This is a genomic window from Serratia myotis (assembly GCF_027474885.1).
In the GTDB taxonomy this organism is placed as follows: Bacteria; Pseudomonadota; Gammaproteobacteria; order Enterobacterales; family Enterobacteriaceae; genus Serratia; species Serratia proteamaculans.
In genome coordinates this window covers 4,676,701-4,702,617 of sequence record NZ_CP099707.1, presented here as the reverse complement: position 1 = coordinate 4,702,617, position 25,917 = coordinate 4,676,701, and the positions used below count along the sequence as shown (strand labels likewise).

Annotated in this window: 27 protein-coding genes and 1 tRNA gene; 18 read left to right on the top strand and 10 right to left on the bottom strand. The window is 55.7% G+C overall.

Features of this window, described 5'->3' with window-relative positions:
* Positions 1-263 precede the first annotated feature (263 nt).
* The 10 genes from NHG65_RS22140 to NHG65_RS22095 all read left to right on the top strand — a co-directional run bounded on the left by NHG65_RS22140 (position 264) and on the right by NHG65_RS22095 (position 10,439).
* Positions 264-785, top strand: a complete 522-nt coding sequence (locus NHG65_RS22140; RefSeq protein WP_174354653.1) for a fimbrial protein — start codon at positions 264-266, stop codon at positions 783-785.
* A gap of 78 nt (positions 786-863) precedes the next feature.
* Complete coding sequence (locus NHG65_RS22135; protein WP_499182683.1) at positions 864-1,409, top strand: fimbrial protein; 546 nt, start codon at positions 864-866, stop codon at positions 1,407-1,409.
* A 46-nt stretch (positions 1,410-1,455) separates the two neighbouring features.
* On the top strand, positions 1,456-4,026 hold the full coding sequence (locus tag NHG65_RS22130; RefSeq protein ID WP_413502765.1) for an outer membrane usher protein: 2,571 nt from the start codon (positions 1,456-1,458) through the stop codon (positions 4,024-4,026).
* Between the two features lie 85 nt (positions 4,027-4,111).
* Positions 4,112-4,879, top strand: a complete 768-nt coding sequence (locus NHG65_RS22125) for a fimbria/pilus periplasmic chaperone (protein ID WP_232519076.1) — start codon at positions 4,112-4,114, stop codon at positions 4,877-4,879.
* An 87-nt stretch (positions 4,880-4,966) separates the two neighbouring features.
* Entirely contained in the window at positions 4,967-5,605 is a 639-nt protein-coding gene (locus NHG65_RS22120; RefSeq protein WP_099063352.1) for a fimbrial protein, read from the top strand.
* A 59-nt stretch (positions 5,606-5,664) separates the two neighbouring features.
* Positions 5,665-6,219 (top strand): fimbrial protein, encoded by a 555-nt coding sequence (locus tag NHG65_RS22115; RefSeq protein WP_499182682.1) that lies wholly within the window; start codon positions 5,665-5,667, stop codon positions 6,217-6,219.
* A 42-nt stretch (positions 6,220-6,261) separates the two neighbouring features.
* Entirely contained in the window at positions 6,262-7,989 is a 1,728-nt protein-coding gene (locus tag NHG65_RS22110; protein ID WP_499182681.1) for a PglL family O-oligosaccharyltransferase, read from the top strand.
* Between the two features lie 58 nt (positions 7,990-8,047).
* Positions 8,048-8,470 carry a YuaE family lipoprotein gene (locus NHG65_RS22105; RefSeq protein ID WP_099063355.1) on the top strand — a complete coding sequence of 141 codons (423 nt, stop codon included), beginning with the start codon at positions 8,048-8,050 and terminating at the stop codon, positions 8,468-8,470.
* Complete coding sequence (locus tag NHG65_RS22100) at positions 8,470-9,780, top strand: FKBP-type peptidyl-prolyl cis-trans isomerase N-terminal domain-containing protein (protein WP_499183504.1); 1,311 nt, start codon at positions 8,470-8,472, stop codon at positions 9,778-9,780. The genes NHG65_RS22105 and NHG65_RS22100 overlap by 1 nt, the downstream gene beginning before the upstream one ends.
* A gap of 47 nt (positions 9,781-9,827) precedes the next feature.
* A complete protein-coding gene (locus tag NHG65_RS22095; protein WP_499182680.1) occupies positions 9,828-10,439 on the top strand; it encodes a response regulator transcription factor in 612 nt (203 codons plus the stop codon).
* Positions 10,440-10,669: 230 nt separating this feature from the next.
* On the opposite strand, the gene NHG65_RS22090 is transcribed toward NHG65_RS22095, so the two are convergent.
* Positions 10,670-10,745: transfer RNA gene (locus NHG65_RS22090), tRNA-Phe, on the bottom strand.
* Positions 10,746-11,449: 704 nt separating this feature from the next.
* Between NHG65_RS22090 and speF the strand changes: the two genes are divergently transcribed.
* The gene (speF, locus tag NHG65_RS22085) at positions 11,450-13,612 is read left to right on the top strand and encodes an ornithine decarboxylase SpeF (RefSeq protein WP_207977520.1); all 2,163 of its coding nucleotides are present in this window, start codon (positions 11,450-11,452) and stop codon (positions 13,610-13,612) included.
* A gap of 104 nt (positions 13,613-13,716) precedes the next feature.
* Positions 13,717-14,832, top strand: a complete 1,116-nt coding sequence (locus tag NHG65_RS22080; RefSeq protein WP_261428059.1) for a GGDEF domain-containing protein — start codon at positions 13,717-13,719, stop codon at positions 14,830-14,832.
* Between the two features lie 44 nt (positions 14,833-14,876).
* Here the strand turns inward: NHG65_RS22080 and mltC are convergent, their stop codons facing one another.
* The 3 genes from mltC to mutY are packed head-to-tail and all read right to left on the bottom strand — an operon-like array spanning position 14,877 to position 17,426.
* Positions 14,877-15,953: a membrane-bound lytic murein transglycosylase MltC gene (gene mltC / locus NHG65_RS22075; RefSeq protein WP_099063360.1), complete on the bottom strand. Its 1,077-nt coding sequence runs from the start codon at positions 15,951-15,953 to the stop codon at positions 14,877-14,879.
* Between the two features lie 55 nt (positions 15,954-16,008).
* The gene (locus NHG65_RS22070) at positions 16,009-16,281 is read right to left on the bottom strand and encodes an oxidative damage protection protein (protein ID WP_020828614.1); all 273 of its coding nucleotides are present in this window, start codon (positions 16,279-16,281) and stop codon (positions 16,009-16,011) included.
* Positions 16,278-17,426 carry an A/G-specific adenine glycosylase gene (gene mutY / locus NHG65_RS22065; RefSeq protein ID WP_099063361.1) on the bottom strand — a complete coding sequence of 383 codons (1,149 nt, stop codon included), beginning with the start codon at positions 17,424-17,426 and terminating at the stop codon, positions 16,278-16,280. The genes NHG65_RS22070 and mutY overlap by 4 nt, the downstream gene beginning before the upstream one ends.
* A 132-nt stretch (positions 17,427-17,558) precedes the next feature.
* On the opposite strand from mutY, the gene trmB reads away from it, so the two are divergent.
* The 5 genes from trmB to NHG65_RS22040 all read left to right on the top strand — a co-directional run bounded on the left by trmB (position 17,559) and on the right by NHG65_RS22040 (position 20,651).
* Positions 17,559-18,278 carry a tRNA (guanosine(46)-N7)-methyltransferase TrmB gene (gene trmB / locus NHG65_RS22060; protein ID WP_085118934.1) on the top strand — a complete coding sequence of 240 codons (720 nt, stop codon included), beginning with the start codon at positions 17,559-17,561 and terminating at the stop codon, positions 18,276-18,278.
* A complete protein-coding gene (locus NHG65_RS22055) occupies positions 18,278-18,604 on the top strand; it encodes a YggL family protein (RefSeq protein WP_020828611.1) in 327 nt (108 codons plus the stop codon). The genes trmB and NHG65_RS22055 overlap by 1 nt, the downstream gene beginning before the upstream one ends.
* Before the next feature lie 96 nt (positions 18,605-18,700).
* On the top strand, positions 18,701-19,624 hold the full coding sequence (gene glsB, locus NHG65_RS22050) for a glutaminase B (protein ID WP_099063405.1): 924 nt from the start codon (positions 18,701-18,703) through the stop codon (positions 19,622-19,624).
* Between the two features lie 30 nt (positions 19,625-19,654).
* Positions 19,655-20,371 carry a YggN family protein gene (locus tag NHG65_RS22045; protein ID WP_099063362.1) on the top strand — a complete coding sequence of 239 codons (717 nt, stop codon included), beginning with the start codon at positions 19,655-19,657 and terminating at the stop codon, positions 20,369-20,371.
* 31 nt (positions 20,372-20,402) lie between these two features.
* Positions 20,403-20,651 (top strand): DUF2442 domain-containing protein, encoded by a 249-nt coding sequence (locus tag NHG65_RS22040; RefSeq protein WP_219016946.1) that lies wholly within the window; start codon positions 20,403-20,405, stop codon positions 20,649-20,651.
* 50 nt (positions 20,652-20,701) lie between these two features.
* On the opposite strand, the gene hemW is transcribed toward NHG65_RS22040, so the two are convergent.
* Genes hemW through NHG65_RS22010 form a run of 6 tightly spaced genes read right to left on the bottom strand, consistent with a single transcriptional unit; the run spans position 20,702 to position 24,867 of the window.
* Complete coding sequence (hemW, locus tag NHG65_RS22035) at positions 20,702-21,841, bottom strand: radical SAM family heme chaperone HemW (RefSeq protein WP_413477317.1); 1,140 nt, start codon at positions 21,839-21,841, stop codon at positions 20,702-20,704.
* Positions 21,834-22,427, bottom strand: coding sequence for an XTP/dITP diphosphatase (locus NHG65_RS22030; protein ID WP_099063365.1), 594 nt, complete (start codon positions 22,425-22,427; stop codon positions 21,834-21,836). The genes hemW and NHG65_RS22030 overlap by 8 nt, the downstream gene beginning before the upstream one ends.
* A gap of 17 nt (positions 22,428-22,444) precedes the next feature.
* Complete coding sequence (gene yggU, locus NHG65_RS22025) at positions 22,445-22,735, bottom strand: DUF167 family protein YggU (RefSeq protein ID WP_020828604.1); 291 nt, start codon at positions 22,733-22,735, stop codon at positions 22,445-22,447.
* The gene (locus NHG65_RS22020; RefSeq protein ID WP_085118923.1) at positions 22,732-23,286 is read right to left on the bottom strand and encodes a YggT family protein; all 555 of its coding nucleotides are present in this window, start codon (positions 23,284-23,286) and stop codon (positions 22,732-22,734) included. The genes yggU and NHG65_RS22020 overlap by 4 nt, the downstream gene beginning before the upstream one ends.
* A gap of 31 nt (positions 23,287-23,317) precedes the next feature.
* Entirely contained in the window at positions 23,318-24,139 is an 822-nt protein-coding gene (proC, locus tag NHG65_RS22015) for a pyrroline-5-carboxylate reductase (RefSeq protein WP_499182679.1), read from the bottom strand.
* A 20-nt stretch (positions 24,140-24,159) separates the two neighbouring features.
* Positions 24,160-24,867 carry a YggS family pyridoxal phosphate-dependent enzyme gene (locus NHG65_RS22010; RefSeq protein WP_099063367.1) on the bottom strand — a complete coding sequence of 236 codons (708 nt, stop codon included), beginning with the start codon at positions 24,865-24,867 and terminating at the stop codon, positions 24,160-24,162.
* 20 nt (positions 24,868-24,887) lie between these two features.
* Between NHG65_RS22010 and NHG65_RS22005 the strand changes: the two genes are divergently transcribed.
* A complete protein-coding gene (locus NHG65_RS22005; RefSeq protein WP_207977531.1) occupies positions 24,888-25,880 on the top strand; it encodes a type IV pilus twitching motility protein PilT in 993 nt (330 codons plus the stop codon).
* The last annotated feature ends 37 nt before the right edge of the window (positions 25,881-25,917 follow it).

Genomic DNA, 25,917 nt, shown 5'->3' with positions numbered 1-25,917 from the left:
CCAACCAAGAGAGGGAGTTTAGGGTGTTGCGGTTTTAATATTCAATGCGTTTGCTTATTTGTTATATTTTAATTCATTGGTTTTTTTAAACCCCATCACCTGGCTAGAGCCGGTGATTATATTGCTGTTCGCCCCTGAGTACGGTGGCTTAATTACTCTCAAGATGCTAAAGAATTAGAGCGTTAAATTTGCGCGTGTTCGGCACGTGGATGCTCTGTTCTTTATTGGGATATGCATTTTTTCTTATAAGGAATATAGGTTCTATGAAACTTAACAAAATCATGATGGCTGCAGTGATTGCATTTGGCGCAACTTCTTTTGCACACGCAGCCGATCAGGGACACGGTAAAGTTACTTTCACGGGTTCAATCATTGATGCGCCATGCTCGATTGCCCCTGAGTCCATTGACCAGACTGTAGACCTGGGTCAGGTTTCCAACGTGGCACTGAATGGCGGCGGTAAATCTAACCCTCGTCCATTCGAAATTAAGCTGGAGCAGTGCGATATCACTACTCTGAAAACGGTCAAGACCACTTTCAGCGGCGTAGCTTCTGCAACCAACAAAGATCTGTTGGGTATCGCAGGGACGGCCAGCGGCGCGGGTGTAGCCATTTCTTATGGTGGTCAGCCAATCAAGTTGGGTGAAGCAACAACGGCTCAAACTCTGAACGCGGGCAACAACACCCTGCACTTTGCTGCTTATCTCCAGGGTGAAGGGGCTTCTGCCGCTGTCGTCCCAGGTGATTTTACTTCTGTAGCCGATTTCACCCTGGCTTATCAGTAAGTAACTCCGCAGGTTTAATAAACCAGGCATGTGAGTCATCGCATGCCTGGTTTATCCCCCTGTCAAAGGAATGTCGCGATGTTTTCACAAGGGAATCAGGCCGGTTTAATACTGTTGATATTACTGTCTGGATTGGCCGCCGGATCCAGTTATGCATCCCAAACCCTGCAGGGATGGGGCCGGGTCAATATGCACGGCGCTATTATTGATACCGCCTGCGCCATTGCGGCCGGCAGTCGGGACCAAACCATAGATATGGAAACTATTCCTTTAGGACAAATCATCCGTGATGGTCAGGGGATGACTAAACCTTTCAGTATCGAATTGGTGAACTGCATCCTGGAACGACCGGGGAATAAATCAGACTGGAAATTTTTTCAGGTTACTTTTGACGGTTCTGCAGAAGGAAAACTGTTTGGCGTACAAGGCGATGCCCGCGGTGTTGCACTGAAAATTAATGACAGCAACGGGAATGCTGTTATTCCTGGCGAGCCATTGCCCATGGAAGAAATAATTCCTGGAAATAGAACGCTGAATTACTCCATGACGCTGATAGCCAATCATCAGCCGTTGAAAGCGGGAGCGTATTTTTCCACAGTGCGTTTTAAGCTGGATTATTTTTGAATTATCTCGTGCTGACGGTTAATTCGTTTTTGAAAGGACTTTTATTATGCTTTCACCGGCAGGGAAGTTATTTCGTCTTCAGGTACTGGGACTCTGTGTAGCGCTTTCGCTGGGCAACCCAGTCGCGTTGGTTTACGCCGCCGCCGAAATCCAGTTCAACACGGATGTATTAGATATTAACGATCGTAAGAATATCGATCTGAGTCAGTTTACGCGTAGCGGCTACATTATGCCGGGCGTCTATACCATGGTGGTGCACGTCAATAAAAACGATCTGCCGGAGCAGACGGTGACCTTTTTAGCCCCACCCAAGGATCCTAAAGGCAGCGAAGCCTGCCTGTCGCCGGCATTGGTCAAGCAATTAGGGTTCAAAGAAAAACTGCAAAACTCCCTGAGCTGGACGCATGACGGCCAATGTCTTGATCTGCAGCGTCTGGCGGGAATGGAAGCGCGTGGCGATCTGAGCACTTCATCCCTGTATCTCAATATTCCTCAGGCCTATCTCGAATACAGCTCAGAAAGCTGGGACCCCCCTTCACGTTGGGATGAAGGTATTCCGGGCTTGCTGTTCGATTACAACGTCAACGCCCAAACGCAAAAGAATCTGAAAGGGGGCGGCAGCAGCTACAACCTGAGCGGTAATGGCACCAGCGGAGCCAATCTGGGTGCCTGGCGCCTGCGTGCTGACTGGCAAGCCAATCTCAACCACCAGACAGGGGCTGATCAGCCGACCGATAAACAGTTCGATTGGAGCCGCTATTACGCTTACCGGGCTATTCCGGCTCTGCGCTCCCGGCTGACGATGGGCGAAGACTATTTGAATTCCGATATCTTCGACAGCCTGCGTTTCTCCGGCGCCAGCCTGCGCTCGGATGACAGCATGCTGCCGCCTAACCTGCGCGGTTATGCGCCTGAAGTGAGCGGCGTGGCAAAAACCAACGCCAAGGTGGTGGTCAGTCAGCAGGGGCGGGTGCTGTATGAAACCCAGGTTGCTGCCGGGCCATTCCGTATTCAGGACATCAACGATGCGGTGTCTGGCGAGCTTGATGTGCGCGTTGAAGAGCAGGATGGCAGCGTGCAGGAGTTCAAGATGAACACCGCCAGCATTCCTTACCTGACACGTCCAGGCACCGTTCGCTACAAGCTGGCAGCGGGCAAACCGTCCGAATGGGGCCACCACCTGCGCGGGCCATTGTTTGGTACCGGGGAGTTTTCATGGGGTATCAGTAATGGTTGGTCACTGTATGGCGGCGCCATCAGCGGCGGTGACTACAACGCACTCTCGGTGGGGTTGGGGCGTGATCTGTTGGCGCTTGGCGCGTTGTCGTTCGATGCCACGCAGTCACGCGCAAAATTGCCGGAAGACGGCGTAATGACCGGCGGTTCCTACCGTTTGAGTTATTCGAAAAACTTTGACGACTATGACAGCCAGGTCACCTTCGCGGGTTATCGCTTCTCCCAGGAAGATTTTATGAGCATGGGTGAATACCTCGATTCGCGTTATGAGGGCGGACGCAGCGGCAAGAGCAAGGAGATGTACACCATCACCTTCAACAAACAGTTCCGTGAACTGGGGTTGAGCACTTATCTCAACTACAGCCACCAAACCTACTGGGATCGCGCTGCCAACGATCGCTACAACCTGATGGTATCGCGTTATTTCGATATCGGTACCTTCAAGAATGTCAGCGCGTCGCTGTCTGCTTATCGCAACCGTTACAACGAGCGTAACGACGACGGGATGTACCTGTCCTTGTCGATCCCCTGGGGCAACACGGGGACGCTTAGCTACAACATGACGGTCAATCGTGATGATAACGCGCACCGCGTGGGTTACTACGACCGGATTGATGAACACAACAACTATCAGATCACTGCGGGTGCCGCTCGCAGCGGCGCGACAACCAGTGGCTATTACAGCCATGAAGGCGATATGGCCCAGATTAACGCCAACGCCAGCTACCAGTCTGGCCGTTACAGCGCCATTGGCTTGGGGGCACAAGGTGGGGTGACCTTGGCACAGGAAGGCGTGGTGCTGCACCGGATCAATACGCCGGGCGGAACCCGATTGTTGCTTGATACCGACGGCGTTGCCGATGTGCCAGTACGGGGTTACGGCAGCACGGTGCTGACCAACCGATATGGCAAGGCGGTGGTAACCGATGTGAACAGCTACTACCGCAACAAGGCCAGCATCGATCTCAACCGCCTTGGGGATAACGTTGAGGCGACCCGTTCGGTGGTGCAAGCAACCTTGACGGAAGGGGCGATTGGTTATCGCAAGTTTGATGTGATTGCCGGTGAGAAAGCGATGGCGATCATCAAACTGGCCGGCGGCAGTGAGCCGCCGTTTGGCGCGACGGTAATGAACCGACGCAAGCAGGACACGGGGATCGTCAATGACGGTGGCAGTGTCTACTTGTCGGGGATTAATCCGGGTGAAGTGATGACGGTGCATTGGAACAGCGGTCCGCAATGCGAGATCCAGCTACCGACATTGCTGCCTGATGAGGTGTTGATGAACACGTTGTTGCTGCCTTGTCACCCTTTGGGCACCCGTAAACCGCCTTCGTCACCTGAAGGCATTAAGGCTGCGCAGGTTACGCCTGTTACCTGACCACATTCAGGGTGAGGCCCGCCTCACCGTTTAACCGCCGGTCAGCCAGCTGCACTGAGGCTGGCTGATAATTGCGAAGAAAATGATGAATCAGATGATGACCAAACAAAAAATCTCACTTTTGAGCACGTTCGCCACCGTTGCCGTTCTGTCAGCCGGCACGGTTGTCATGCCCGCTGATGCGGCCATTGCCCTGGATCGCACTCGTGTGATCTTTGACGGTGATCTTAAGACCATGAGCCTCAACATCAGCAACCAGAACAAGCAATTGCCTTATCTGGCGCAGGGCTGGATTGAGGATGAACAGGGCAACAAGATCCAAAGTCCGTTCACCGTGCTGCCACCGGTACAGCGACTGGAACCCGGTAAACCGAGCCAGGTGAAAATCCAGGCCTTGCCTGCCGCGCGCCAGCTGCCGCAGGACCGGGAAACGCTTTATTACTTCAACCTGCGTGAAATACCGCCGCGTAGCGATAAGCCAAACACCTTGCAGATAGCGTTACAGACACGCATCAAGATGTTTTATCGGCCGGGCTCAATAGCACCGCAAAAGAATCAGGCCCCCTGGCAGGAAAAACTGACGTTGACCCGACAGGGTGACAAGTACGCGGTGAATAACCCGACGCCTTATTACGTCACGATTGTTGAGGCCAATGCCCGTAAGGATGGAAAGGGGATCGCCGCTTTTGAGCCAATGATGGTGGCGCCGAAAGCCAGCGCATCGTTGAACCTGTCTACCGCGGTGTTAGGGGACAGCCCGGTGCTGACTTACATCAACGATTACGGCGGCCGACCGCAACTGACGTTCCGCTGCACCGGCAGTACCTGTCAGGTTGTGCCTGCCAAAAAATAACCGAAAAAACGCGGTGACTACGGCAAGCAAGGAAGAAACGGTTTTAAAGACAGCGGAGTGAAATAAACCATGCAAGGAAAGAGCCCAATGTTGTCAGGAAAGGCCTATGACCGCTACCAACGCCGCACTATTGGCCTGACGGTACTCGCCGCGCTGATGATCCCGCTGACTGCGGGAATGATTTTAATGCTGATACCCCAGGCGGGTGCAGTGGATAACTGGGACGTGGAGGGGGCCAACGGCACTTTGCACGTCTATGGATCGCTGACCGAGAGCGCCTGCAGTCTGGAGATGGCTACCGCCCGACAGGAAGTATGGCTCGGCGAAACCGGAACGGCGCAGTTTCAGCATCCTGGCGATCGCGGCACGCCGGTGGCGTTTGAACTGAGATTGAAAGACTGCCTGCGGGCACCGGCGAGCAACCGGGATGCCTGGACCGGCGCTTTAGCCTGGAGCGGCAGTCAGCCCGCGGTGTCGCTGGCCTTTATGGCACCTGCCGACAGTAACGCGCCGCGCCTGATCAAGGTCGCTGGCGTAACGGGATTGGGGTTGCAGTTGGCGGATGCAACCGGGTTGCCGGTACGGCTCGGAGCCCGTAACAAACCCGTCCTGCTGACGCCGGGACAAAACACCCTGACGTACACCGTGACGCCAGTGCGCACTCCGGCAACGCTGGGGGCTGGAGCCTATCGCGCGGTGATCGATTTTCGCCTGTATTACGACTAAACGTTTGAAAACTGTGTGGCTAAAGGGCAAGCGCAACACCGATAAAAGGGAGTGTCATCATGGACGTGAAAGAAAGGTACTGGCGCAGAGCCGTTAGGCTGGGGGTTGCAGGGGCGATGTTGGCGGGGGTTATCGGCCAACCGGCGGCCGCAGAAGAAAATATGCGTTTTCACGGCACCCTGGTGGCGGAACCCTGCGTGATCCCGCCGGGTGAAGAGGAAATACAGCTCGATTTCGGCACCATTGTCGACAAATACCTGTATCTGAATACTCGCACCCATAGCCAACCTTTTGCTCTGCATCTGGCCGAATGCGATCTCAGCCTGGGCAATACGGTTTCGATCACCTTTAGCGGTACGGAAAACGCCAAGCTGCCCGGCTTGTTGGCGCTGGACGGCGGCAGTAGTGCATCGGGGGTGGGGATCGGGCTGGAAACTCAAGAGGGCAAAGCGTTGCCGCTCAACAGTGCCAGCGAAAAATTCCGGCTGTCCGCGGGGAGCAACATGATCAACCTGCAGGCCTATGTGAAGGGGGAGCCTGAGGCGATCCAAAACAAGTCCATCGGGCGCGGGACATTCAGTGCGGTAACGACGTTTACCCTGGAATACGAATAGCGATACCGGCGGGTTTTCATTGGCTTTTAGGGTGTGGTTGACGTGTTGCGAAGAAATAAAGGATTAGTCGCCTGTTTCATCGGCTTGCCAATAGTGTCGTGGTGTTACTTCCCCAATATGGGCGGTGTTGGGTTGAGCCTGCCTTTTAATCCGCTGGTTTATGCCGTCATGGCCGTGATGGTGCTGTTGATTTGGTGTGGCAAGCCACGTCGTCGCGGCATCGTTTTCACGCCGACCGCCAGGTGTTTCACGATGGGCGTGGTTCTGTTAGCTGTGCCGCTGGCCTATGGGCCGGCGGCGGGGTTTTCCTCCGCGGCATGGCGTGTTGCGGCTCTGCTGGCCGGCTGGATTTTTTATTGCAGTGGGTTGCAGGTGCGCCTGCCTTTTCGTTTGCGCCAGCCGTTGCTGGTGCTGCTGCTGGCCATCGTTGCCGGTCAGGCCGTTATTGCTGTATTGCAGCTGTTTTTGCCAGCCTGGAGCTGGGTGCCGCTGCGAGGGGCCAGGGTTTACGGCATCTTTCAGCAACCGAACGTGTTAGGCAGTTTTATCGCCACCGGGCTGGCTTTGACGTTGATGCAGTGGTTGTTGCCGGGCTTTGCCCTGGTTGCTTCACGTCGGGAGGGCGTTCGCCGAGTCGCTCTTTCCTTGCTGTTGCTGCTGTTCTCTGCGGTGCTGGTCTGGATACAGTCGCGCGCAGCCTGGCTGGCAACCCTGCTGGTGGTGCTGGGTTTTTGGGGGTGTTTCCGCCATCACTTTGCCCGCGGATTACTGAGCGCATCTCTGCTGATATTGCTGGGTACGGCGCTGGGCGGCGTTGTCATGCTGTGGCCGGAGAGCGCAGGTGGCGTGCGTTACATCTCCCACGAAATGTCCAATCAGGCCCGTTTGGCGATGCTGCAGGACACGCTGAAGATGATCGCTGCGCATCCTTTGTCCGGCTGGGGATACGGCAGTTTTGAGTACGCTTTTCAGCATTTCCGCATCGAACAGGTGCCACCCACACGGGTGCTGGAAATTGCGCGTCATCCGCACAATGAGATCCTGTACTGGTGGGTGGAAGGGGGCTTGGTCGCGTTGCTGGGCATCAGCTTGCTGATCCTGGGCGGCGGACGATTGCTTTTACAGGTGTTCAGGCATGACCGCCGTGCTTTTTCGACCGGGGCCGCTAATGCCGGTGAGACCAGCGCGCTATGCCTGGCTCTGTTGCCCATGTTGGTACATACCCAACTTGAATACCCTTTCTATCTGTCGGCCATGCACTGGATGGTTTTTTTACTGTTGCTGGCGATGGCAGACCGTCTTTCTTGCCGGAAAGTTGGCGTCATTATTCTCCCCGCGAGGGGACGGTTGCCGCTGCGCTGTGGCATTGGCGGTCTGTGCATGGCGACGCTTGTGATGATGGTGGCGATTTTCCGCGGGGGTCTTTCGCTGACGCAGGCCGAGCGCAATGGGCTGCGCGATATTCAGATCCTGGACTCGATGTCGCCGATTGCGCGATGGGGGCTGCAGGATCGAGTCAATTTTGATGCACAGACGCATCGCTTACTGACCTACAACACCCGGCGAGACGACAGTGAACTTTCGCGCTATGCCGTCTGGGCTCGTCATTATCTGACGAGGCGAGTTGACGCCAATGTGTACGCCAGTTTGATTGCCATATTGCGTTATCAGCAGCAAACGGCCGAGGCCGAAAAGTATGGTTTTGACGCTGCGTTGTTGTTTCCCGCCGACCCGCGTTTTCGCCGGTCAACGGCAACAACGGGCGAGTAGTCACGGCTGGCTATGGCCGTGCTGGACAGGAATACATCTAAAAAAGGAAGCCGGAAAGATGATGGTGAAGCATATAAATCTTAGTGTCCGAGTGGGGATCTTGTGTCTGGTGGTGATGGGAGCCACGGCATGCCAAAACCCGAAGTCGACTAAACCCCTGGCCGCCGGAAAGACCAGCGCCACCAGTGAGATATCGGAGGAAAGCTTACGTAAACAGCGTGAGGCTGAGCGGCTACAGCAGTGCCAGGAGCAACTGGGCGCACTGCGTAATATCAATGCCAAACAGTTTCAACAGTATAAGCAGGCTTTCGACAGTTTGATGAGTGGCGCTTCGCAGTACGCCGGGGTGCGAACCAAGGTTAATGGCGATACCCAGGAGACCGTGGATGCGCTGTATCGCTATAAAGTGAATTTCCTGTGTGCCGGGGTGAATCAGGCGGTGCTGACGGGCCTGGCCGAACGCGGGGAGTTGGTTAAATGATGCGGGTGTCCCGGCTGGCTTTTTTGGGGTTTGCGGCACTCATGGTCGTGAGTCAGGCACAGGCAGATGAGGGCGTGCCCGCTCTGCTGCAATTTGCCGAACAATACCAACGTCAGAATGTTAAGCCGGAGACGCCAGCGAGCGATAAAGCGCGCAATAGCGAGAAAACGGCTGCGCCGAAAAAGAAAGACGACAGTCCCCGCCAGATAACCAGGCAGGCAGAACACCCGAAAGCCGCTGCTTCGACCGCCTTTACGCTACGCCGGTCGCTGGTGGAGAGTGAACAACAACTGACCCGCCAACAGGCAGAGCTGGATGCGCTACGCCAGGAAATTACCGCGTTGCGTGCCGAGAAACCGCCCGTTAGTGCTTCACCGGTGCCGCCCGACATCTCGCTCTTGCAGCAGTGGTTGGCGGGGCTGAGTCAGGCCTGGCGGGGTTCGCCGGATGCGCAACGAACGGCCTCTTTACTGCAGCAAGCCCAACGGGATACGCAGCAGGCCAGAGAAGCGCAGGTACGGGCCGAGAGTCAATTAGCTGGCCTGACGGCGAAATTGTCCGCTACAGAACAAACCAATCAGGACTATGAGCAGAAGCTGGCGGGGCAGCAGCAACGGCTGGTGCAAGCGCAGATCGAGGCGACGGAATTAGGCAAACGCCAACGGTGGGAAGTTACGGCTGAGCAGTTAAAGGATGAAAGGAATCGCCTGTCCTACGCGGCCGGCAGTGCGCTTGGGCGGGATATTGATGGGTTAATGGCTGAACGCCAGAGCTGGGGCGTGCCGGTAGACCGCAATAGCCTGCTGGCCGGCGTGCTGGATGCGGTTTCCGGTCATTTACTGTTACCCCCCGCAGAGCTTGCCAGGCTGATGGAGAAGGCGGATAGCGCCGCCGGCGCCGCACGAGAAAAACGGGTCAAGGCCCAGGTGCAACAGGATCAGGATTATCTGGCCCGTTTCAGTAAACAAAAGGGTGTTAAACAATCGGCGATGGGCTTTTGGTATCGGGTGGATTACGCCGGTGACCACGAGTTGGCGAAGGATGCGGTGATTGATGTGGTGGTCAAGGAAAGGCTGACCGATGGCACCGTCATCCAGGATATGGAGCTCAGCGGTAAAGTCCTCTCGCAACCGCTCTCTGCATATCCGCCTTTATTCCGGGAAGCGATCGGTCATCTTCGCAATCACGGTTCGCTGACCATGGTGGTGCCACCGGAATTTGCCTATGGTGAGGCGGGCTATCCGCCGAAAGTACCGCCGAATGCCACCATGGTTTACGAGTTGCGTATCGACAATAGCCAGACACCCTAAGGGCGAATACAGCAGTGGTTTGGCTTAATAAAGGCAGGAGAGCCGGCATGAGTTCCATAATGACAATAGCCTTATTTGATAAGAACACTTTTTTCATCAAGGGATTACAGGATGTTTTAGTACAGCATTTCAATTCGTGCGGTGTGTTGGTGCGTATCGTGGATATTGAGCAGGCCAATGAGGCAGACTTGGTGTTTCGCTATTTCTCCCCGGGCAATTTGAGCTGTTTTTGTCAATATGCGTTACCGTCCGCGGGGCGGAAACCCCTGTATTTTGCACTGCGTCAACCGGATAAGCGGCACTCTGCGGCTGCCAGCGCCAGGTGCGTGCTTGAGTCTGGGGTTATTCATCATGATATGCCTGTTTCAGCGGTACTACAGGTGGTTATCGCTGGACTGGAGCGACAAAGGTTGTGGCCATTGGACAACCGTAGCCATAAACGCGCTTGCGCCTGTCAAAGGATCCTGACGCTGCGAGAACAAGAGATCATGAGATGTATGAAGTGGGAGTTGGGCGTCACACAAATTGCCCACATGCTGGAGATCAGCGTGAAAACGGTCAGTAATCACAAGATGAGCGTGATGCGAAAAATGGGGTTCCGGCGCAATGCCGAGCTTTATGGCTGGCTGCGAAACAGTGCCCGACCTCTGGCCGAATAATCGAACTTGTTCGATGTAGAGTCCTATCCCTGAAATGCAAAAACCCAGCCATAGGCTGGGTTCTTTAAATAGGGTGCCCGAACTCGGACAACCGGCGTTTATGCCGTGTTGAACAACGCTTTAGCGTTGGCCCGTAGGGTGAGGCCTTTGGCCGAATAATCGAACGTGTTCGATGTAGAGTCCTATCCCTGAAATGCAAAAACCCAGCCATAGGCTGGGTTCTTTAAATATGGTGCCCGGACTCGGAATCGAACCAAGGACACGGGGATTTTCAATCCCCTGCTCTACCGACTGAGCTATCCGGGCAACGGGGCGCATTTAACCCTATTGGCCGGAAATCGTCAATCGCTTTCTGTCACAAAGCCGATCGGTTGCTCTATTTTCATGCAATGGCAGGTGGGGCAGACGAGAGCCAGTTGTGTTGCCTGGTAATAAATATGCAAAAAATCCGTCTATTTATACCGTTTTGATTTTTCTGGTATTTATTTTTAATTGATATTTAACAATGAGTTATGAGTTATCCTTTCATCATTAAATCAGCATAATTGTTACTTGAACCTCATAAAAAAACATGCAATCATTGCGCAAATTTTAGCAAGCTACGTCCCCTAACGGCGTTGGTGCTCATTTAAGTCAGAGGGTTGCAGGCATGACTGGTTTTGTTACTCAAGCGTCACTGCGCACCAGACATCAAATGATGCCGTCACTCCGTCGTTACCTTTCCCGAACACAGTCCGTCAAAAACACCCAGCCTGCCATGCGGTAAGGCTATCTGATGCTCGCTGTTAGGCATTATTAAAAATAGAGCTGCGGCTCTGCTTTTACTGATGTCTATCGGACGCTGCCGATACCAGTCCCCGATAGTTACCTGATAATCTTAGGAGAGTCAGCCGGTCACGTTTGCGCTTTATGCTGCAACGCCGGGCATCAATTTGCCGGGATAACCTTTGTTATCTCATCACCGTGCCCCATGGCACACCCTCATCCTTAACCGTTTGAGAGTTAGCACAATGAAAGAATTGAAAATAGCCACCAGCGCCAGTTTGGTAGCCACCATTGAAACGCTGCGCCAAATCGTTCGCGTAGAGCAAACGGACTATACCGATGTGGCCGCGTTAGTGGTGTCGGTCGACGACGTTAACGCAGGTATCCTGGCGCAGCTCAAAGCGACCGGGTTCGAGATCCCGACCTTTGTGGCGGTGGCGGGGGACGAGCATCTCTCCCCGGACTACCTGCCCTTGATCAGCGGCGTTTTTGCACTGGAAGGGGCCAGCAAGGCGTTCTATATGGCGCAGCTGGAAGCCGCCGCCGATGCCTACGAGCAGGCGCTGCTGCCGCCGTTTTTCAAAACGCTGAAAACCTATGTGGAAATGGAAAACTCAACCTTTGCCTGCCCGGGCCACCAGGGTGGGGAGTTCTTCCGCAAGCATCCGGCCGGCAGGAAGTTTTTTGAGTTCTACGGTGAAACGCTTTTTCGTTCTGACATGTGCAACGCCGACGTTAAGCTGGGCGATTTGTTGATCCACGAAGGCTCGGCCAAGGATGCGCAAAAGCACGCGGCACGGGTATTCAACGCCGATAAAACCTATTTCGTGCTCAACGGTACCTCGGCCGCCAATAAGGTGGTGACCAACGCGCTGCTGACCCGTGGTGACCTGGTGTTGTTCGATCGCAACAACCATAAGTCCAACCACCACGGTGCGCTGATCCAGGCCGGGGCGACCCCGGTGTATCTGGAAACCGCGCGTAACCCGTTTGGTTTTATCGGCGGCATTGATTCGCGCTGCTTTGATGAGCGTTACCTGCGCGAACAAATCCGTGAAGTGGCACCGGAGAGAGCCGATGCGGCCCGTCCGTTCCGCCTGGCGATCATTCAGCTGGGTACTTACGACGGCACCATCTATAACGCCCGCCAGGTGATCGACACCATCGGCCACCTGTGTGACTACATCTTGTTTGACTCGGCCTGGGTGGGTTACGAAGGGTTTATCCCGATGCTGAAAGAGTGCTCGCCGCTGTTGCTGGAACTGGATGAACTGGATCCGGGTATCTTTGTTACCCAGTCGGTACACAAGCAGCAGGCCGGTTTCTCGCAGACCTCGCAGATCCACAAGAAAGACGATCACATCAAGGGCCAGAAGCGCCACTGCAACCACAAGCACCTCAACAATGCTTTCATGCTGCATGCCTCGACCAGCCCGTTCTACCCGCTGTTTGCCGCGCTGGACGTTAACGCCAAGATGCATGCCGGGGCCGCCGGTCGCCGCATGTGGATGGACTGCGTGAAGCTGGGTATCGAGACGCGCAAGCAACTGCTGGAACGCTGCTCGCAGCTCAGGCCGTTTGTTCCGCTGCAGGTGGCAGGGAAAAACTGGCAGGATTACGACACCGATCTGATCGCCAACGACGCGCGCTTCTTCGATTTTGTGCCGGAGGAGAAATGGCACGGCTTTGAAGGCTACGCGCAAGGCCAGTATCTGGTCGATCCGTGCAAGCTGCTGCTGACCACCCCGGGCATAGACGCGGCCACCGGCCAGTACACCGAGTTTGGCGTGCCGGCCACCATTCTGGCCAACTTCCTGCGTGAGAACGGCATCGTGCCGGAGAAATGCGACCTTAACTCGATCCTGTTCCTGCTGACCCCAGCGGAAAACCCGGCCAAGATGGAACAGTTGGTGGAGATGCTGGTGCAGTTCGAGCGCTATGTGGAAGAAGACGCGCCGTTGAGCGTAGTGCTGCCAACGGTGTATCGCAAGAATGAGCAACGCTATCGTGGCTATACCCTGCGCCAGCTTTGCCAGGAAATGCACGATCTGTACGTCAGCTTTGACGTCAAACAGCTGCAGAAAGAGATGTTCCGTCAGCGCCATTTCCCGCAGGTGATGATGAACCCACAGGACGCCAACGTGGAGTTTATTCGCGATAACGTCGAACTGGTGCCGATTGGTCAGGCGGAAGGGCGCATTGCGGCAGAAGGTGCATTGCCATACCCACCAGGCGTGCTGTGCGTGGTGCCGGGGGAAGTGTGGGGCGGGGCGGTGCAGCGTTACTTCCTGGCGCTGGAGGACGGGATCAACCGGCTGCCGGGGTTCTCACCGGAGCTGCAGGGCGTGTATATCGAGAAAAAAGATCACGGCTGGAAGCGCATCTTCGGCTATATGATCAAGCAATAGATTTGAGCGGCCCACAGGGGCCGCCTTTAAATCATCCCGACCCAGGATGACAAAGCTGTGTGGTGGCACTACCTTTTAGGTAAAAGCCACGGGGCCGGAATAAGATGATGAAAGAAGAGGGTAATCTCGAGTGGGTCGGCCGAGAGAAAAGACGTTCAACGCTGCGGAATTTTAACTGGTTCTTATTGGTTAATGTGCTGCTGGCGCTCTATCTGCTGCTTCAGCGTGCTCAAACCTTCGGTGAGCGCTCGTTGAGCTCTCTGTTACGTGGTGCGCCGGCGATCTGCGGTGTGGTATTGCTGTCGGCCCTGTCTTTTGTCGCGATCCGTCAGTTGGCTGCCAGGGGGAAGTTGGCGTCCTGGCGTGGTGCGGTGGTTTGCACTGCGTTGTTGGCACTGTGCTGGTGCGGCGTTTTTCACCATCTGATCGTCAGCGACAGTATTAATCTGCTTTACCCGTTAACACTCGGCCTGCTGTTTTCTTCTCTGATCGCCTTTTATCTGTCTCCACGGCTGTTTTTCCTGTTCAGTATTCCGGTGCTGCTGGTGGCGATTGCCGAAAATATTTTTATCCACAGCGCTTTTTCGCTGGTGAACCTGATCTCCTATGCGCTGATGCTGTTTCTGATTTATTCGGCACAGAGCCGGCTGGAGCAATGGTTCCAACTGGCGATTGAGCGCGAGCAGGAAAACAAACGGCTGATTGAGCGCCTGAGCAAGCTGGCACACCGAGATCCGCTGACCGGCATCGCCAACCGGCGCTACTTCGACACCTACTTTGATGCGGTTCTGCTGCGGGAATCGACCCTGCAGGCGCCGTTTTCCCTGATCCTGCTGGACGTCGATTTTTTCAAAAAGTACAACGACCACTATGGTCATCAGCAGGGGGATGAGTGCCTGATCCGCCTGGCGGCCTGTCTGGAGAGCGCTACCCGGCGTTCGCAGGATCTGGTAGCCCGCTATGGCGGTGAGGAATTTATTATCCTGCTGCCAAAATCTGAAGCGCGTGAAGCGGCACAGGTGGCGAAGAGGATAGAAGGGTTGCTCGCCGGTCTGGCGATGCCGCATGCGGATTCTGAAGTGGCGCAATGGGTGACGGTAAGTCAGGGGGTTGCGCAATGGCAACCGGGACAGAACCGTGAACAACTGCTGGCAGCTGCCGATCAGGCTCTGTACCGCGCCAAGGAACAGGGGCGTAATGGCTACAGCATTGCTTCGTGATGCTGGTGGTCAGGGCGACGGAAGAGACCGCCCTGACAGGGTGATTAACGGCGTCGATAACTCTTCTGCGCGTTGTTCACCTTCACCAGATAGCGGCGCGATTCACCGGCCGGATGCTTGGTGGTCAACGTCTGGTAGACGTCGCCCGGCTGCATGCCGTTGATAATGCCGACCGCCCGGGTTCGGTCACTGGAGAACACTCGCAGCACGCTGCCCGCCCCGCCGTTATAGGCGGTGATCACCGCGTAGCGACGTGAGGTTGGGTTCTGAATACCCCCCAAATAGTTGTTCTGCAAAATGGCCAGATAGGCGGTGCCGGTGTCGATATTGTTCTCCGGATCGAACAGGTAACTGCGGCTTGGCTTGCCCCATTTCCCGCGCATCTGGAACACGTCTTTACCGGCGGTGTGCTGTACCACCTGCATCAGGCCCAGCGCATCCGAACCGCTCACCGCATACGGGTTAAAGCTCGATTCGGTCTGCATGATCGCCAGGATCAGCGACTCTTCCACCCCGTACTTCTCCGACGCCTTGCGGACCATCGGCAGGTATTTATGCGCACGTTGGTCCAGGTGGTTCGGCACCAGTTGAATGGTGACCGAGTAAATCACGTGCAGACCGGAGGTGCGCTTTTGCAGTTTGCTCTGCACCAGATAGTCGGCAAAGTGCGCCGCACGCCATTCCCAGCGGATCGGCGCGCCTTTGTTATCCAGCACCTGGCCGTACAGGAACGGCTCTTTACTGATCTGGATATCGTTGACGTCGGAATAGAGATCGATAGAACCCGGATCGTCACCCATCAGCAAGGTGCTGATAATCGCCTGACGCAGGTGGGCGGCAGGATCGGTGGTGGCGATGGTTTCAATGGTGATGGCACCAGAATCAAAGTTGATATGGCTACGGGTTTGATACTGGTCGGTGTATTTAACGTAATCTTTTGGCCCGGCGATCAGAACTTCGTTCAGACCCCAGATATTCTCGATGTTGTGGGCGAATTGGCCCATCAGGATCTCAAAGCCGTTGGTGTCTTTGACCAGGGCTTCGTTGACTTCGGTACTTTTTTTGCCGGAACAGGAAATCAGTAAAGGCGCTATTACTAGCAAAGCTAAAATTTTCTTCATCTTAAAGCCGTATACGAGAAGTATTGAAGAGGGCCAGCGCCTGGCCCCAACAGCGTTATTCGCTCGGTGGCGTATAGCCTTCGATGTGCACGTCGTGCCCTTCGAACAGGAACTTGATCATTTCCGCTTCCAGCAGTTTGCGGTCATCCACGTTCATCATGTTCAGTTTTTTCTCGTTGATCAGCATGGTTTGTTTTTTCATCCATTCTGCCCAGGCTTCCTTCGAGATCTCGTTATAGATGCGTTTGCCGACTTCCCCTGGATAAAGCTGGAAATCCTGCCCTTCAGCGTCGCGCTGCAGGAAGGTACAAAAAATGGTTCTGCTCATGCTAATTCCTCATCAATGGCGCTATCGCCAAATAAACCCTGCTGGCGTGGGGACTGTTTTGCCAACTGTTGCAACAGGCGGTCAACCGGCGCTGCCAGCCCGACAGAGGGCGGCTGCGCTAAGTTATACCAGAGACCGACGCCCTCATCCATGCTGGCGCCTGCCTCGTTCATTTCCAGCCAGACAGGCACGATATCCAGATGGAAATGACTGAAAGTATGACGAAATGCGGTCAACTGCTGCTGGCGATTGTTTTTCAGACCGCGTTGTTGCAGCCAGAGTTCCATCTCTTCGCGCTCGCTAAACTGCGGGAAGCAGAATAACCCGCCCCACAAGCCGACGGCTGGCCGCTGTTCCAGCCAGGCTCGCTCGCCCTGTTGCAGTAATAAAAAGTAAGCGGTTTTTTCCGGCAGCGTCTGCTTGGGCTTTTTACCGGGGTATTTCGCCCAGCTGTGATGGGCGTAGGCGATGCAGCCGAGGTTGAGTGGACACAGCTCGCACTTGGGTTTGGAACGGGTGCAGACCATCGCCCCCAGATCCATCATCGCCTGATTGAACTGGCCGACGCCCTGTGCCGGGGTGACGTCTTCACTGATCTGCCACAGCCGGTTTTCGACGTCTTTTTTACCTGGCCAGCCTTCGACCGCATAGCAGCGGGCCAACACGCGTTTCACGTTGCCGTCGAGGATGGGGTAATGCTGGCCGAGCGCCAATGACAGTACCGCCCCCGCCGTTGAGCGGCCAATACCGGGCAGGGCATGGATTTCTTCAAAGGTTGTCGGGAACTCGCCGCCGTGCTGTGCGACAATGGTCTGCGCCGCCTTGTGCAGGTTGCGGGCACGGGCGTAGTAGCCCAGGCCGGTCCACAGGTGCAGCACTTCGTCCAGTGGCGCTTCTGCCAGCGCCCGCACGTTGGGAAAACGTGCCATAAAGCGCTGAAAATACGGGATCACGGTGGCAACCTGCGTTTGTTGCAACATGACCTCAGAGAGCCATACTTGATAGGCGGTCTTATCAAGCTGCCACGGCAGGGTTTTACGGCCATAACGCTGGTACCAGTCAAGCACCACCTGTGCGAACTGTTGTGCTTGCATCATAATAAGCAGCTTCGATATCCGGCAGAAAATGAAGCGCGATTGCAGCATAGAGTCATGATGCTGTAAACCGGAACTTTCCGACGTCGCACGGCAGGTACATTAGATGAACACTTGCTAAACCAATGTATCTTTGCATAATGCGCGTTTCCCTAATTAGCAGCCAAACAGACAGAAAGCACTATGATTAATGACGTCATCTCCCCAGAATTTGATGAGAACGGCCGTGCGATGCGCCGTATCCGCAGTTTTGTCCGCCGCCAGGGGCGGTTGACCAAAGGCCAGCAGCACGCGCTGGACAACTATTGGCCGGTGATGGGCGTGGAGTATCAGGCTGAACCTGTCGATATCACCGCACTGTTTGGGCGCGATGCGCCGACCGTGCTGGAGATCGGTTTTGGCATGGGCGCCTCGCTGGTGACCATGGCGGGCCATAACCCGCAGCAGAATTTCTTGGGGATTGAAGTACATTCGCCGGGCGTGGGTGCCTGTCTGGCCGACGCTACCGAAGCGGAACTGAGCAACCTGCGCGTGATGTGTCACGACGCGGTTGAGGTGTTGGAGAATATGATCCCGGACGGGTCGCTGGACATGGTGCAGCTGTTCTTCCCCGATCCGTGGCACAAAGCTCGCCACAATAAACGTCGCATCGTACAGACGCCGTTTGTTGAACTGGTGCAGCGCAAATTGAAAGTCGGCGGCGTATTCCATATGGCCACCGACTGGCAGCCTTACGCAGAACATATGTTAGAGGTTATGAACGGGATCTCAGGCTATCGTAATCTTTCCAGCGATAATGATTACGTGCCTCGTCCGGATTCACGCCCACTGACAAAATTTGAATTACGCGGCCAGCGTCTGGGACATGGCGTTTGGGATTTGATGTTTGAGAGGAAAGAATAATGGCTAAGAACCGCAGTCGTCGTTTACGTAAAAAGTTACACATTGAAGAGTTTCAGGAGCTGGGTTTCTCCGTAGCATGGCGTTTTGCCGAAGGCACCGCGGTTGAAGATATCGACAGCACGCTGGACGCTTTCATCGACGAAGTGATCGAGCCGAACGGTATGGCGTTTGACGGCAGTGGCTATCTGCAATGGGAAGGTTTGATCTGCCTGCAGACTATCGGTCATTGCACCGACGAACAGCGCGAACTGGTCAAAAAATGGCTGGAAGCGCGTAAACTGACCGACGTTAAGGTCAGCGATCTGTTCGATATCTGGTGGGACTGATTTCCCCAGCACGATCGGCGCGGCCCGGAGCCGCGCCAGCTTATTGATTTTAAGGTGCCTTAACGGCACCTTTGTTTTGTCCGGAGTGTGAGCGCGGTGGTAACGACATTGGATAACGCGTTGCTGGAAGAGATCCTGCAACAGGTGCGCCCGCTGATTGGCCAGGGCAAGGTGGCGGACTATATACCGGCACTGGCGGAAGTGGCGGCCGATCGTCTGGCGATCGCCGTTTGTACCGTCGACGGCGAAATGTTCCAGGCCGGGAACGCCACCGAGCGCTTCTCTATTCAGTCGATCTCCAAGGTGCTGAGCCTGACGCTGGCACTGGCCCGTTATCAGGAGCACGAGATCTGGCAACGGGTCGGCAAGGAGCCTTCCGGTCTGCCGTTCAACTCGTTGCTGCAGTTGGAGATGGAGCAGGGCAAACCGCGCAATCCGTTTATCAACCCCGGTGCGCTGGTGGTGTGTGACATGCTGCAAACGCGGCTCAGCGCTCCCAAGCAACGCATGCTGGAAGTGGTGCGCCAACTGGCCGGTGAAGAAGACCTGGCCTATGACTCGCGGGTTGCCCGTTCCGAGTTTGAACACTCCGATCGCAATGCGGCGATAGCCTATCTGATGAAGTCGTTCGGCAACTTTGAAAACGACGTGCTCACCGTGCTGCAAACCTATTTCCACTACTGCGCGTTGCGGATGAGCTGCCAGGAGCTGGCACGTAGCTTTGTTTATCTGGCCAATCACGGGCGTGATCTTAGCGGGCGCGAAGTGATCAGCCCGCTGCAGGCGCGCCAGATTAATGCGCTGATGATGACCAGTGGTATGTACGACGGCGCGGGAGAATTTGCCTACCGCGTAGGTATGCCGGGCAAGTCGGGTGTCGGCGGCGGCATTGTCGCCATCGTCCCCGATGAGCTGTCGATCGCCGTCTGGTCGCCGGAGCTGGATGCCTCCGGTAACTCACTGGCGGGAACTGCGGCGCTGGAACTGTTGTCTCAACGGATTAGCCGTTCGATTTTTTAATCCCACCACGGAAGGGAGTCAGGAGAAAATATGTTAAAGAAAACCGGGTTAGCCTTACTGCTGTTGACTGCTTCACAGGCGCATGCCGAGTATCAGTGCAGCGTTAAACCCCAGGACGACGTGATTATCAGCCCGCAGAACGTGCAGGTGACAGGCGCCAGCGGCAACCTGCAGATTTCAGCGGATGGCGATGTGACCCGCAACGGCCAGGCGTTGAGCCTGAATGACAGCCAGCGTCAAAAGGCCTTCAGCTACCAGAGCGCATTGCGTAAAGAGCTGCCGTGGATTGACAATGGTGCACAACAACACCTGGAAAAAGCGCGTGTGGCACTGGATAAGGTGATCGTTAAAGAGCTGGGCAGCGACAGCAACGTGCGCAACCGCCTGACTACGCTCAATGGCCAGCTCAAGCAGCAGATGAACCGTATTATTGAACACCGCAGCGACGGCCTGACCTTCCATCACAAGGCGATTGATCAGGTTGAGCAGGATGGCCGTAATCTGGTGCAGCAGAGCATGGGCGGCGTATTGCAGGACAGTCTGAATGAGATGGGCGTCAAGCAGGCGGCCAACAGCGGCGGCAATCCGCTGCAGGCGATCATGGGCAATCTGGGTGGCCTGCAGAAGGCGATTCAGAACGAATGGAACAACCAGGAGCAGGACTTCCAGAACTTTGGTCACGATGTCTGTAACCGCGTTACCGGCCTGGAAACCCAACGTAAAGACCTGCTTAATGCTTTGAAGTAACGATGGTTAGCGGAGTTTTTGGAGGCCTGGAATGAGTATTTCAGCTAAAAACGTAAGCTTTGATCAGGCTACGATGTGGGTTGAGTTGAGCGATGCCAGAATTATCGGTGTGCCACTCGCATGGTTCCCCCGGTTGCTCAAAGCTACGGACGAAGAACGTGCCCGTTATGAGCTGAGTGCCCGTGGTATCCATTGGGAGGCGTTGGATGAAGATATTTCCGTTGAAGGTTTGCTAAAGGGACGGGGTGATATCACTCATTGCCCACACCATGCAGCCTGACGTTCCTGATTGTTGTTTTAGAAAAAGCGCTGAAAATTCAGCGCTTTTTGCTATTCGTCTGCCAGAAACAGTTCCAGCAGCGAGTTAAGGAACAGTTTGCCTTTCTCGGTGATCTGCCAATATTCCGGCGTTTCTTCCAGATAGCCTTTCGCCAGTGCTTCGTCTAGCTGTGCACGGATAGTGCTTTCATCCAGCCCGGTGTAGTTGACGAACTCGGCACGCGGCGCCGCCTCCAGCAGGCGAAAGCGGTTCATAAAGAACTCGAACGGCCGATCTGCTGCCGTCACCTCATGCTGCTTGTCCATATACTTGCCCTGCATAAAACCGCGCGGATGCTTGGTTTTCGCGGTGCGCAGAATGCGGCCGTTGTTGAATGTCAGTTTGCCGTGTGCGCCACAGCCAATCCCCAGATAGTCGCCAAAACGCCAGTAGTTGAGGTTGTGTTGGCACTGGTAACCCGGCTTGGCATAGGCCGAGGTTTCATATTGCTGATAGCCGGCAGCGCTCAGTAACTCATGGCCCCGTTCGAAAATATCCCACAGCGCGTCGTCGTCCGGCAGGACCGGCGGACGTGAACTGAACAGGGTATTGGGTTCGATGGTCAGCTGATACCACGACAGGTGCGGCGGATTAAGGGCAATCGCCTGGCGCAAATCGTCCAGCGCCTCTTCCAGCGACTGGTCCGGCAGGCCATGCATCAGATCGAGGTTAAAACTGCGCAGGCCAAGACCGGTGGCCAGGTGTGCGGCACGTTTGGCCTCTTCCGGGCCGTGTATGCGCCCCAGGCGAGTTAACTTCTCGGCGCTGAAGCTCTGCACTCCGATAGAGATGCGGTTCACTCCGGCGCGCTGGTAGCCGCTGAAGCGATCGGCCTCCACGGTACCGGGATTGGCCTCCATGGTGATCTCGGCACCGTCAACCACGTGGATGCGTGCTCGCACGCCGTCCAGCAGCGATTGCATCGCCTCGGCACTCAGCAGGCTGGGGGTGCCGCCGCCGATAAAAATAGTACTGATTTCACGGCCGGCTACCAGCGGCAGATCGGCATCCAGATCCGCCAGCAGGTGATCGACATATTCCTGATGCGGGACTTCGCCCTTCAACGCATGCGAGTTGAAGTCGCAGTACGGGCATTTCTGCACGCACCACGGGATATGAATGTACAAACTTAATGGAGGCAACTTAAGCATTGCGCATCGCTTCCAGCATCAGTTTCAGTGCTTTACCACGGTGTGACACTGCGCGTTTCTCGTCGCGACTCAGCTCGGCGGCGGTGCGACCCAGTTCCGGGACGTAGAAGATCGGATCGTAACCGAAACCGCCTTCACCTGCCGCGGCGTGGGTGATTTCACCGGCCCAGCTGCCGTGGAACACCAGTGGCGTTGGGTCTTCTGCGTGGCGCATATACACCAGCACGCAGTGGAACTGCGCACCGCGGCTGCCCTGCGGCACGTCTTTCAGCGCCACCAGCAGTTTGTCGAGGTTTTGCTGGTCGGAGGCGTCAACGCCTGCGTAACGCGCAGAATAGATGCCCGGTGCGCCGCCCAATGCGTCTACCGCCAGGCCCGAGTCGTCGGCAATCGCCGGCAGGCCGGTGATTTGCGCCGCGTGACGGGCTTTCAGGATGGCGTTTTCAATAAACGTCAGGCCGGTTTCCTCAGCGGACTCCACGCCCAGCTCGGTTTGTGCGACCACATTCAGCCCGAAATCGGCCAGCAGGTCGGCGAGTTCGCGCACTTTGCCCGGGTTACCGGTGGCAAGAACGACTTTTTGCATGATGACTACCTTGAAATTTATTCGATTAGCGCCGCGACCACGGCGGGGATCTGTTGCGGATTAACGATGCGTAACTGTTTATGCCGCCCCAGTTCGCCTTTCTCGATGGTGACGTTGCTTTTCGCCACCTTGAACTGCTTGGCGAGAAACTTGATCAGATGAGCGTTGGCCTGGCCGTCTACCGGCGGGGCGGTAATGGCGACTTTAAGTTCGTCGCCATGCAAACCGACAATCTGGTCGCGGCTGGCTTTCGGCTGAATATATAGCCTGATCGCCAGCCCGTCCAGCACCGGGGTCACTGCACTCACAGCAGGAACCAGATCTCACCGAACAGATCCATGCCCAGGTAGTTGATCAGATACAGGATCAGGATCACCACCATCGCTGAAAAATCAATGCCGCCCATTGCCGGTAAGATACGGCGGATCGGGGACATCAAAGGTTCGGTCAGTTGATACATCAACTGATCAATCGGGCTGCGGCCCTGGCTGATCCAGCTCATCAGCGCGCGGATAATCATCACCCAGAAGATCAGGTAACCGGCCGACTTCACCAGCGAGATCAACCCAAACAACAGATTATACGGACTGAGTGACATCGCACCGCCCTGAATCAGCAGCAGCAGCGGATACTTGATGGTCATCAGCAGGAACGCCAGCAGCAGCGATGCGCTGTCGATCGGCCCGAGGGACGGAATGACACGGCGCAGCGGGCCGATCACCGGTTGGGTGATCTTCACGATAAACTGTGCGAATGGGTTGTAAAAGTCAGCGCGCGTCCACTGCATCCAGATGCGCAGCAGCAGTACCATGACGTACAGATCAACAACGGTTTTGACCAAAAAAGTCAGCGTTAGCATGTAGTAGCCCTTCTCCTTAACTCTCGATTATTTAAAATGATTTTTCCATTTCCTGCGCACGGGAAACTGCCGCCTGCATGGCTTTGGCCACGGTTGCCGGCAGCTGTTGTTCGTTGAAGACCCGCAGCGCTTCGGCGGTGGTGCCGCCTTTAGAGGTCACTTGCTCACGCAGGGTCGACAATGGCGTATTCGGGTTGGCTTCCACCAGCGCGGCAGCGCCGGAGGCCGCCTGCTGCACCAGATTACGGGCGGTCTGGCTGTCGAAGCCCATACGTTCGGCTTCTTGCTGCATGGCTTCCATAAACAGGAAGAAATAAGCCGGTGCGCTACCGGCAGCGGCGATGACGCCGTTAATGCCGTTTTCGTCATCTACCCAGCACACCTTGCCGACTGACGCCATCAAATCGCTGCTGTAGTCGCGGTCCTGTTGACTGACCTGTTGCGGTGCATACAGGCCGCTCATGCCTTTACCTACCAGTGAGGGGGTATTGGGCATGATGCGCACGATGTTCAGGTGGTCGCCCAGCAGTTGGTAAAAACGGCTGACCTGGATACCGGCGGCGATCGACAGAACCAGCTTGCCGCTGAAATCGACCCGTTCACGCAACGGCTGACAGACATCGGCCATCATCTGCGGTTTTACCGCCAGCACCACGACATCAGCCGCTTGAGCACAGGCCAGGTTGTCACTGCTACTGATGATGCCGTAGTCCGCCGCCAGTGCATCACGGTTTTTAGCCGAAGGTGCACAGACGCTAATGGATTTGGCCGGATAACCGCCTGCTACCAGGCCGGCGATGATAGCGCGTGCCATGTTACCGGCACCAATAAAGGTAATCTTACGATGCTGCATCAAAATCCCTCGTTAATGTGTCAGGCCTGTGAATAATCACGGGCGCCAAAAATGGCGGTGCCGATGCGCACCAGGGTGCTGCCTGCGGCAATCGCTGCCGTCATGTCGTCGGTCATGCCCATCGACAGTGTGTCCACCTGCGGATATTGCTGTTGCAGAGCCAGGAAGGCGTCGCGCATCTGACCGAACACCGCCAACTGGCTCTGGTAATTCTCTTGCGGAGCCGGAATGGCCATCAGCCCGCGCAGCCTGACGTTTGGCAGCGCGGCAACCGCCTCTGCCAGCGCCGGCAATTCAGCCAGTACAATGCCAGATTTACTCTGTTCATCGCTGATGTTTATTTGGATCAGAACGTTAAGCGGTGGCATCTCTGCCGGGCGCTGGTCGCTCAAACGCAGGGCAATACGCAGCCGATCAACGGTATGGCACCAGGCGAAGTTCTCTGCCACCAGTCGGCTCTTGTTGGATTGCAAAGGGCCGATAAAGTGCCAATCCAATGTTGCGCCTTCCGGCAGCGCGGCGAAATGCTGAACCTTATCCACGCCTTCCTGAACATAGTTCTCGCCGAAGGCGCGCTGGCCTGCCGCGATGGCTTCTGCGATCGCCGCCACAGGTTTGGTTTTGCTTACGGCAAGCAGCGTAACTTCTTCTGGAGCGCGATCGCAGCCTTGAGCGGCCGCGGCAATGCGGTTTCTGACATCCTGCAGATTCTGTTGGATAGTGCTCATTATTGACCCAGGAGATTGATATGGATATCGATGAATTCGTGGCCCTTAGTGTAAAGCATAATGCTTCCGATCTGCACCTTTGTACCGGACATCGGCCGATGTTGCGCATTGATGGTGAACTGCAGCCGCTGGCAGGGGCAGAAATCCTGACCGCAGCGAGAATGCAGCTGTTGTGCAACACCCTGCTGCAACCGTTGCAGCGGCAGCAGTTACAGCAGTTGGGGCAGCTGGATCTGGCGCTTTCACTGGCGGGTGAGATCCGTCTGCGTGCCAATTTCTTTCTGCAAAGCCAGGGAGTCTCGATTGCTTTGCGGTTGATTGCCGGCCATTGCCCAACCTTGGCCGCGTTGGCCGCGCCAGACATTATTCCGGCTCTGGTTCGGCGCGAAGATGGCCTGATCCTGGTGACCGGTGCGACTGGCAGCGGAAAATCCACCACCCTGGCGGCGATGATTGACGATATCAATCAGCACCAGCGGCGCCATATCCTTACGCTGGAAGACCCGATCGAATTTATCCACTGCAGCCGGCAGTGTTTGATCCAGCAACGCGAGCTGGGTCGCGACAGCCATAGCTTTGACGATGCGCTGCGGGCTGCTCTGCGTGAGGATCCGGATGTGATCCTGCTGGGGGAGTTGCGCGATACCACCACGATCCGTCTGGCACTGACCGCGGCGGAAACCGGCCATCTGGTGCTGGCCACATTGCATACCCGCAGTGCGCCGCAGGCGGTGGATCGGCTGGTGGATGTTTTTCCGGCGGAAGAAAAACCTTATGTGCGTGCCCAATTGGCCGGCAGCTTACAGGCGGTGATTGCACAAAAATTGTTGAGTCGGCCCGGCGGTGGCAGGGTAGCAATTTTTGAGGTACTGACGGCAACGGCGGCGGTCAGCAGCATGATCCGCGAGGGCAAAACCCATCAATTGGCTAACGTGCTGCAAACCGGCGGGCAGTCCGGTATGCAGACCTTTGAACAGGGGCTGCAGCAGCGGGTTGCGCAAGGAATATTATAATGCCACAATCGCTAAAATAGCCGTTGTGAGATGATAA